An 8,256-nucleotide genomic window follows, 5' to 3' on the forward strand; every position below is an offset into this window, starting at 1 on the left:
CGTCGTCACGACGAAAGCTCGCCAACTGCGCCGGCAAGGGCGGTCTGGTCGACGGCTTTCCCGGGTTCGCCTGATCGCGCCGGACTTTGTCCCGGAGCGGTCCCCGCCGTCGGAGGTGTGTTGTCACGGCGGGGCCGGTCGGCGAGGCTGGCGGGATGAGCGGAGCGATCTCTTACGTGTGGCGCGACCCCATCACCGACGAGGAGATGGTCGACCTCGTCCGGTCCCATGGCGGCAACGCCGTACCCGGCTGGTGGAGCAAGGTCATGGAGCACAGTCTCGGCTGGGTGGGGGCCCGGGACGGCGAGGGCGTCCTCGTCGGGTTCGTCAACGTGGCGTGGGACGGCGTGGACCATGCCTTCCTGATCGACACGAAGACCCGGGGCACCTACCAGCGTCGCGGTATCGGTACGGCACTTGTGCGTCGGGCGGTGGTCCATGCGCGTGCGGCGGGCTGCGAGTGGCTGCACGTCGACTTCGACCCCGATCTGCGCGGCTTCTACTTCGACGCCTGCGGCTTCCGGCCGACGGACGCGGGACTGGTCCACCTGCCCTCCGTCGGCGAGGGACGCCGGTGAACAGGACGCCGGCGAACACCGTGCTCCCGTTACGCTCCCTGCCCCGGGCATCCGCTGCCGCGCTGACAGCCGGTGCGGTATTCGGAGTTCTCTCTCCGCTCCTCGAACCGGCCGACGCCCCGGCCCTGCACGCGCTCCATCTCGTGCTGAACGCGGGGTGGTCCTGGTCGGCGCTGGCCTTCTGCGTCGGCCTGCGCTGCCCAAGCATGCTCAGGGCCGCCGTCTTGGCCCCCGCCTCCCTCATCGCCGCGGTAATCGCCTATTACACGACCAAACTCGGGCAGAGTGATTTCCGCGCCGTGAACATCCTGTCGTCCACGGCGGCCTGGTGCATTGCGGCAGCATTCTTCGGGCCCATTTTGGGGGTGGCCGGGAATCTGGCCCGGCATCAGGGAATGCGCGGACTTCCCTTTCAGGTGCTGATTCCGCTGGCGGCCGTCGTGGAGACATCGACGCGGCTCCGGGTCGAAGCCTCGTTGCAAGGGGCACTCGTCGGTGCGACGTGGAACGTCACCCGCGTTGTGGCGGTGGCTGTCGTCGTCGTGCTCGTCGGGCGTACGGTGACCGCACGCCGACAGCGACCCCGCACCTCCGTCGCGGCGGGCCGGCGGATCGGGCCGTAGGGACGGCACCGTGGTCGCGTGTCTCCTGGACGAATGCGCGCAGCCCGCGGGCGCCGGGGAGGTTGCCTCGGCCTCAACCGCGCCGCTCTGTGCGGATGATGGGCCGAAACTCCCCGGCGCCCGGCTTGGTGGCTACTTCTTGTGGCAGGCCCACTTGCCGTTGACCTTGGTGTAGTGCTCACCCTTGGGGCACTTCTTGTGCTTCGGAGTCTTCGTGGGGTGCGGTGTGGGGGCGTTGTGACTGTCCGCCACCGTGGTGGTCGCCGGAGCTGCGAAGGCGGTACCCGTAGAGGCCACCGCCGCCCCGCTGGCGAGCATGCCCGCGGCGGCACTGGCGGCCAGAGCGCGTATGATCCTGTTTCGCATGATCGGCAGCCTTTCTTTGTCGGCGTCACTGCCTCTCGGTTCGATTTTTGGCTCCGCTGCCCGCGGACCGCATCTCGATCACACCGGTGAATTCGGGACTTTGCCGCGGCAGGCCCCGTATTTCCCGGGCCCGGCCCGGAACGAGAGCCACGGCAGGCCCTGTTCCGGCTCGCCGCGGACACCCGCAAGCGGACCTGAAACGTGCTGCGAGTGCCGCTGCCCGGCAAGGGCCGAACGGCCCCCGATCCGCCCCCCGAGGCCCTGGCCCGCCCAGCCCTTGCCCCGAGAGGATCGACTGCCTTCGCCGGGCAGCGGTCCGGCAAGGCGGCACGGAACATGGTGACGGGTGGTCGGCTCGGCCCGGAGAGAGGAAGCCTCAAGTGATCGCTGTCGTGGGACACCCCGATCTCACCGCGCCTACGCTGACGATGCTGGAGGAGGCGCTGGGCCGGCGTCTGGCGGGCTTCGCACGGGCGGGCCGGGCCGGACTCGTCCGTGCGGGCCAGGGGCTGCCGGTCGCTTTCGGCCGCGCCGCACGGAAGGCCGGGCTGGCGCTGGTGACCGTGCTGCCCTCCAGGAACGGGGTCCCCGCGGTGCTGGAGGAGTACGACCGCAAGGCCGCCGGGGAGTTGCTGCTGCTGTCGGATCAGGTGCGGCTGCTGGAGTACGACCCGGTCGACCGCGGCGCCTGCGTGGGCGCCGACGAGAGTCTGCTGCGCACCTGCCGCCGTATGGTCGCGGTATGGGACGGCTCGCCGTCCAACGGCCGTGACGCCACTGCCCACTTGGTGGCCTACGCGCGCAGCAGCGGCATCGACGTGGAGATCTTCTGGCCCGACGGGGCGGCCCGCGAACACCTCTGATGCCGCCGGACGGTGGGAAGTCGGCGAGGGCCTACGGCGCCTTCTCGATCGGGCCGTCACGATGTCCTGGCGGAGCGGCAGCAGGGACTCGGCGATCGTGTCGATCGCGGCCTGGTCGACGCCGGCTTCGGCGGGCGACGCCGCCAGGTGTGCGAGCACCCGCAGGCGGCGTCCATGATGGACAGGTGCTCGTGCGCCTTGCGCATGGAGCGGCCGGAGCAGGAGCGGGTGGCCGCCAAGGGGTGCCCCACGAAGCTCCGTTGATGCCCTTTGAGCCGGTCGATGTCCACCCCGTCGGGCCGCTTACCTGCCGGGGCGTCAGGGGTGCATGAACCGGCCGTGAGGAACCGCTCACCCACCGTCGCGCCCGCGATGCGAACGCTTCGTAACCCGCCCATGACCCGGCGGCGCCGTGAGGGGACCGTGTCCGGGCGTACGTGCCCGGGTGAACCTCACCGGCCGCTCCTGGCACGTCGGCTTCCCCGCCGGGAGTTTCCGCCAGACGCAATCCAACTGCGCCCGTGAGGCGTACCTCCTAGGAGAAGCGATTGGAGGAACGCAATGACAGTCTTCGGTCATCTCTTCCCCAGCAGGAACGGAGACCACGGCGGCCACGGGGACCACGGCGGCCACCACGGCCACGGCCACCATGACCATGACCACAGGGACCATGGCCACCACGGCCGGGACCGGCGGGACGAGGACAGGGACCGCCACGGCCGCGACCGCGACGACCGCTTCGGCTACTGAGAGTGAGGGAAGGCTGAGTGGGTCGGTGCCCAGGGGAGCCGGCCCGCTTCGCCGTCCGGTTGCGAGGAATGCGACGGAGCGGTGCCATGGTGGGTGTCCTCCGGCATGCACTGCGGGGACTGCTGTCGGCGGGCGGGCCGGCGAGCGGGGACGAACGTGACCCCGCCGTCGTGGTCGCGCCCGCGCCGCGCCTGTCCCCGCGTGATGTCTTCCGGCGCTTTTGGCCCTACACCCGGGGCCGCAGGCGCTGGCTGGTCCCCCTGCTGCTGTTCAGCCTGGTCGGTCCGGCGGTCGACGGCGCCGAACTGTGGCTCTTCAAGACCGTGATCGACGATGCGCTCGTCCCGCGCGATCCGCGCCCGTTCCTGTGGATCGCACCCGCCTATCTGGGGCTCATCGTCGTCTCCGGCATCCTCGGGTTCGCCGACAGCGTGACGTCCGCCTGGGTCGGTGAACGTTTCCTGCTGTCACTGCGCCGCGATGTCTTCCGGCACGTCCAGGGGCTGTCGCTCGGGTTCTTCGAACGGCGGCGACTCGGCGACGTACTGTCCCGGGTGACCGGCGACGTGGACGCCGTCGAGACGCTGCTGCTCTCGGGGGTGGCGGACGGCCTTTACCACGTCGTCCGGCTCGGCGTCTTCCTCGGTCTGCTCTGCTACCTCCGCTGGGACCTGACCCTGCTCGCCCTGGTCGTCGTGCCGCTGTTCTGGCGCGCGGCCCGGCACTTCTCCCGGCTGATCGGGGAGGCGTCCCGGGAGCGCAGGCGGCGCAGCGGCTCGCTCAGCGCGGTCGTCGAGGAGACGCTGGGCAACGTGGCCCTGGTCCAGGCGTACAACCGGCAGGGCTGGGAGGAACGCCGCTTCGAGCGGGAGAACCTGGGCCGGTTCCACGCGGCGATGGCGTCGGCGCGGATCGGCGCCGTCTACTCGCCGCTCGTCGAGATCATCGAGGTGTCAGGCATCCTCGCCGTGCTCGGTCTCGGCACCTGGAAACTGGCGCAGGGCCAGCTCACACTGGGCGGGCTGCTGCTCTTCCTGGCCCTCATCGGCAAGCTCTACGGCCCGGTCAGCAACCTGTCCGGCCTCGCCACCACCTTCTACACCGCCTCCGCCGCCGCGGAACGGATACTCGAACTGCTCGACCAGCGGCCCCAGGTCGTCGACGCCGCCGACGCCCGGCGGACCGGCCGGGCGCGCGGCGACATCGAACTGGACGGTGTCTGCTTCCACTACCCCGGCACCACGCGCCAGGCGCTGTCCGACGTGTCCTTCCACGTCGCCCCCGGCGAGATCCTGGCCCTGGTCGGGGCCAGCGGGGCCGGCAAGTCCACGGCGGCCAAGCTGCTCCTGCGCTTCTACGATCCAGACGTGGGCGCGATCCGCCTGGACGGGACCGATCTGCGCGACCTGCGGTTGCGCGACGTACGGGAGAACGTCACGGTGGTCCTCCAGGAGACCCTTGTCCTGCACGGTACGGTGCGCGAGAACATCGCCTACGGCCGACCGGGGGCGACGGACGCGGAGATCGTCGCGGCGGCCGGGGCGGCCGACGCGCACGAGTTCGTCCAATCGCTCCCCGACGGCTACGACACGCTGGTCGGCCAGCGCGGCCGGATGCTGTCCGGCGGTCAGCGGCAGCGCCTGGCGATCGCCCGCGCGATGATCCGGGACGCGCCCGTCCTGCTCCTGGACGAGCCGACCAGCGGCCTCGACGTCGAGTCCGGCCTGCGGATCATGGGCCCCTTGCGGCGCCTCATGGCGGGGCGCACGACCGTCGTCATCTCGCACAACCTGCTCACCGTCCGTGACGCCACCCGGATCGTGGTCCTCGACCACGGCCGGGTCGTCGAGTCCGGCACCCATGACGACCTGCTGGCGCGCCGCGGCGCATACGCGCGGCTGCACCGGTTGAACGCCGTACGGGGGCCTGGCCGGCCGGGCCTTGCGTCGCGTGGGGCGAGGGGCTTGTGAGTTGGGCGGGGCGGCTACACGCCGTGGGGGAGTGTGTTGGCGGCCGGGTGCGGGTGTGTTGTGGCTGGGCGCGCAGTTCCCCGCGTTGGCGCTGTGCGGCCTGGCGGGGTGGCCATTCGCCGTGGGGCTGTGTGTCGGTGGCCGGGTGCGGCGGTGTTGTGGCTGAGCGCGCAGTTCCCCGCGCCCCTTCGGGGGCGTTGTTGGTGCCCTGTGTTGGCTTGTCTGGGTTCGTGCTACGACTGGTCGCCTGTTGTCAGGTGGGCTGTGGCGAGGGTTGTGCCGGTGGTTGTGGTCAGTCGGGCGGCGGAGAGTTTTGCGCTGTCGACCGTGGCCGGGCTGCCCCAGTACCCGGTTCCGTCGTGCCGCAGTGTGAACGTGCCCACGCGTACCGTGCTCCCGTCCTTGTTCACCAGCAGACAGGTCACCTTGCCGTCGCGCGGAGCACCCGTGTCGGCCAGGTCGACGGCCATGTAGATCCAGCCCGGCCTGCCCGGGTGGACGTAGATCTCGCCGACCGCCTTTCCGGGACTCGCGGCCGGGGACAGGTCCCCGGAGAGCATGCCCCCGTTGGTCCCGGCCGTGGAGGACGGACCGGCCACGACGTCCTCGATCGCCGTGCCGATCGCCCAGCCACCGAACCCGACGGCCATGACGACGGTGGCCGCGGCCGCGGCGAGCCGCACCCGGATCCGCCTGCGGCGGCTCGGGAACGCGGCGGCGACCCGCATGGGCGCACGCCGCTCCCGCGCCGCCGCGGTCAGCCTCCGCGCCACCCGCTCCTCGAAGCCCACCGGCGGCTCGCTGCCCGGCAGCAGCCCGATCAGCCGGTCGCTCACCGAGGTCAGTTCCTCGATGTACTTCCGGCACTCCGCACACTGGTCCAGATGGGCGACCGCCTCCGCCCGTTCCCGGCCGGGCAGTACGCCCAGAGCCAGTTCGGCGCCGATCTCCCGCAGCGTCCGGCAGGTCACGTCACTGGCCATCGTCGCCTCGCTTCGAGGACGCGAGTGAGGTCCGCAGTTTGCCCATCGCCGTCCTGATGCGCGTCTTGGCGGTACCCAGCGGGATCCTCTCCCAGTCGGCGATCTGCTGGGCCGTCATTCCGTAGATGCCCGCCATCACGAGAGCGCGACCCTGCTCCCGCGGCAGCTCCGCCACCGCGGCCCGCAGCCGGGTCGACGCCTCGTCGGCCAGCGCGTACTGCTCCGGAGTCTCGCTGACGGCACCGAGGACCGCGTCCAGGTCCTCGGGCGCCACCGGCTCCGGCCGCCGCGTCCGGATGGCGTCGATGGCCAGGTTGCGGGCGATGGTGGTCAGCCAGGTCGACACGGAGCCGCGGCGCGCGTCGTAGACCTGGGCATGACGCCACGCACGCTCGAACGTCTGCTGGGCGACGTCCTCGGCGAGCTGTGGGTCCCCGGTGACGGCGACGGCGACACCGAAGACCGTGTGCTGGAACCTGCGTACGAAGGTGACGGCCAACTCCGGGTCACCCGTGGCCAGCCCGGACAGCAGCGCTTCGTCCGGGAGGCGTCCCGCAGAGAACCGGAATCTCTGCATATCCCTACATACGGTGCGCCCTCGGCGAGAGATTGCTCGGCCACCACGGAAGATCACATTCCTCGTCTCCCTCCGTGAACTACGACGGGCGGGTGCGGTGCAGCGCGATCATGGTCACGTCGTCGCTCAGGCCCCGGCCCACATACCGCCGCAGGTCGCTGTGGACGGCGCTGAGCAGCGCCTCGGGCTCCAGTCCGGCCCAGCCGGGAAGCCGGTCCGCGAGGGGGTAGAAGTCACCGGCGCGGTTGCGGGCCTCGACGACGCCGTCCGTGTACAGCAGCAGGGTGGCGCCGGGCGGGAAGTCCACGGTCTCCACGTACGGATGCGCGCGGTCGAGATCGCCCAGTCCGAGCGGCGGCGCACAGGACGTGGGGTCGAGCACGGTGACCTGTCCGCGGTCGATGAGCACGGGCGGCGGATGCCCGAAGTTGATCATGAACGTGGGTCCGTCGCCCTTCTCCGGTACCTCAAGCACCATGGCGGTGACGAACTCCTCCAAGGCGAGGGACGTGCTCGTGGTGTCCTGCTGCGCTGCCGTGGCATCCCGCAGGTCCTCCCTGAAGTCCTCTTCGAGATCGCTGACCATGGCGTGCAGCGGTCCGCGCTGGCGCACGGAGCGGCGGAACGCGCTCAGCACGTAGCTCGCGGTCTCCACCGCCGCGAGGCCCTTGCCGTGCGCGTCGCCGATCAGGATCCGCACCCTCCCGCCCACGCCGGCCACCGCGTACAGGTCCCCGCCGACGGCGGCGTCCTCGTTGGCCGCCAGATAGACCGAGGCGAGGGCCAGGTCGCCGATGCTGGGCGGCAGGGGTTTGAGCAGGACCCGCTGGGTCACCTCGGCGACCGCGCGGGTGCGGGCCAGTTCGTCCTCGCGGCGCTCGCGGATCCGACTGGCGCCCACGGCGCCTATGCAGATCAGCATCAGCGCGGTGAGCTGAACCCAGAAGTTCGCCGTGCCCAGCGCCAGGTTCCCGGCCGCCGCCAGCACCATGCAGGGAATGGTGATCGCGATGACGGCGACCACGCCGAGCGGTGTGCAGAACACCGCGGCCAGCGCGGGCGCCCCCACCATCAGGGGACCCAGCCTGATGGACCGGTTCAACGCCTGGTCCACCACCAGCAGCGCGACGGGCATGGACATCAGCCCCGCGGTGATGAGCCGCGGGTGCTCCCACATCGTGGCCACCGGTCCCGGACCACGCCTGCGACCGTCCAACGCCATCACCTCCCGGCCGCTCCCATAGTGACGCCCCACCCCACCACCAGGCACCCCGACAGGATGGCGCGGAGAACGGCGCGCCCGGCCACGGGGTCACCTGCACTCGGCCGCCGGTGTGCGGTCCCATGGTGGGCAGCGGTCCGGCCCTGGGTGGCATGGTTGCTGGTGGGTGTGCCCCGGAGGGGGTGCGGGGAACGGCGTGCTCGGCCACGGGGTCACCTGCACTCGGCTGCCGGTGTGCGGTCCCATGGTGGGCAGCGGTCCGGCCCTGGGTGGCATGGTTGCTGGTGGGTGTGCCCCGGAGGGGGTGCGGGGAACGGCGTGCTC

General features: G+C 71.3%; 9 protein-coding genes. 5 read left to right on the top strand and 4 right to left on the bottom strand.

Annotation, left to right across the window (positions count from 1 at the left end; all coding sequences use genetic code 11):
- The first annotated feature begins 155 nt into the window (after positions 1–155).
- Together ACFYTE_RS08670 and ACFYTE_RS08675 are read left to right on the top strand one after the other, a co-directional pair.
- Positions 156–578 (top strand): GNAT family N-acetyltransferase, encoded by a 423-nt coding sequence (locus tag ACFYTE_RS08670; RefSeq protein ID WP_388706727.1) that lies wholly within the window; start codon positions 156–158, stop codon positions 576–578.
- Positions 575–1,201 (top strand): DUF6518 family protein, encoded by a 627-nt coding sequence (locus ACFYTE_RS08675; RefSeq protein WP_388706730.1) that lies wholly within the window; start codon positions 575–577, stop codon positions 1,199–1,201. The genes ACFYTE_RS08670 and ACFYTE_RS08675 overlap by 4 nt, the downstream gene beginning before the upstream one ends.
- 132 nt (positions 1,202–1,333) lie before the next feature.
- Here the strand turns inward: ACFYTE_RS08675 and ACFYTE_RS08680 are convergent, their stop codons facing one another.
- Positions 1,334–1,567, bottom strand: a complete 234-nt coding sequence (locus tag ACFYTE_RS08680; RefSeq protein ID WP_388706733.1) for a hypothetical protein — start codon at positions 1,565–1,567, stop codon at positions 1,334–1,336.
- A gap of 380 nt (positions 1,568–1,947) precedes the next feature.
- Between ACFYTE_RS08680 and ACFYTE_RS08685 the strand changes: the two genes are divergently transcribed.
- The 3 genes from ACFYTE_RS08685 to ACFYTE_RS08695 all read left to right on the top strand — a co-directional run bounded on the left by ACFYTE_RS08685 (position 1,948) and on the right by ACFYTE_RS08695 (position 5,150).
- Positions 1,948–2,430, top strand: a complete 483-nt coding sequence (locus ACFYTE_RS08685) for a hypothetical protein (RefSeq protein WP_388706735.1) — start codon at positions 1,948–1,950, stop codon at positions 2,428–2,430.
- Between the two features lie 561 nt (positions 2,431–2,991).
- A complete protein-coding gene (locus ACFYTE_RS08690) occupies positions 2,992–3,180 on the top strand; it encodes a hypothetical protein (protein ID WP_388706738.1) in 189 nt (62 codons plus the stop codon).
- A gap of 86 nt (positions 3,181–3,266) precedes the next feature.
- Complete coding sequence (locus ACFYTE_RS08695; RefSeq protein ID WP_388706740.1) at positions 3,267–5,150, top strand: ABC transporter ATP-binding protein; 1,884 nt, start codon at positions 3,267–3,269, stop codon at positions 5,148–5,150.
- Between the two features lie 233 nt (positions 5,151–5,383).
- On the opposite strand, the gene ACFYTE_RS08700 is transcribed toward ACFYTE_RS08695, so the two are convergent.
- The 3 genes from ACFYTE_RS08700 to ACFYTE_RS08710 all read right to left on the bottom strand — a co-directional run bounded on the left by ACFYTE_RS08700 (position 5,384) and on the right by ACFYTE_RS08710 (position 7,887).
- Entirely contained in the window at positions 5,384–6,133 is a 750-nt protein-coding gene (locus tag ACFYTE_RS08700) for an anti-sigma factor family protein (protein ID WP_388706743.1), read from the bottom strand.
- Entirely contained in the window at positions 6,123–6,710 is a 588-nt protein-coding gene (locus ACFYTE_RS08705) for an RNA polymerase sigma factor (protein ID WP_388706746.1), read from the bottom strand. The genes ACFYTE_RS08700 and ACFYTE_RS08705 overlap by 11 nt, the downstream gene beginning before the upstream one ends.
- 79 nt (positions 6,711–6,789) lie before the next feature.
- Positions 6,790–7,887: a PP2C family protein-serine/threonine phosphatase gene (locus ACFYTE_RS08710; protein ID WP_388706820.1), complete on the bottom strand. Its 1,098-nt coding sequence runs from the start codon at positions 7,885–7,887 to the stop codon at positions 6,790–6,792.
- Positions 7,888–8,256 lie beyond the last annotated feature (369 nt).

The sequence above is a fragment of the Streptomyces sp. NPDC004629 genome, assembly GCF_042873595.1.
In the GTDB taxonomy this organism is placed as follows: Bacteria; Actinomycetota; Actinomycetes; order Streptomycetales; family Streptomycetaceae; genus Streptomyces.

Excerpts from the sequence above, each read along its gene's own strand:
- ACFYTE_RS08705 (WP_388706746.1), bottom strand. The coding sequence starts at position 6,710 with ATGCAGAGATTCCGGTTCTCTGCGGGACGCCTCCCGGACGAAGCGCTG.
- ACFYTE_RS08695 (WP_388706740.1), top strand. The coding sequence starts at position 3,267 with ATGGTGGGTGTCCTCCGGCATGCACTGCGGGGACTGCTGTCGGCGGGC.
- ACFYTE_RS08670 (WP_388706727.1), top strand. The coding sequence starts at position 156 with ATGAGCGGAGCGATCTCTTACGTGTGGCGCGACCCCATCACCGACGAG.
- ACFYTE_RS08690 (WP_388706738.1), top strand. The coding sequence starts at position 2,992 with ATGACAGTCTTCGGTCATCTCTTCCCCAGCAGGAACGGAGACCACGGC.
- ACFYTE_RS08700 (WP_388706743.1), bottom strand. The coding sequence starts at position 6,133 with ATGGCCAGTGACGTGACCTGCCGGACGCTGCGGGAGATCGGCGCCGAA.
- ACFYTE_RS08680 (WP_388706733.1), bottom strand. The coding sequence starts at position 1,567 with ATGCGAAACAGGATCATACGCGCTCTGGCCGCCAGTGCCGCCGCGGGC.
- ACFYTE_RS08710 (WP_388706820.1), bottom strand. The coding sequence starts at position 7,887 with ATGTGGGAGCACCCGCGGCTCATCACCGCGGGGCTGATGTCCATGCCC.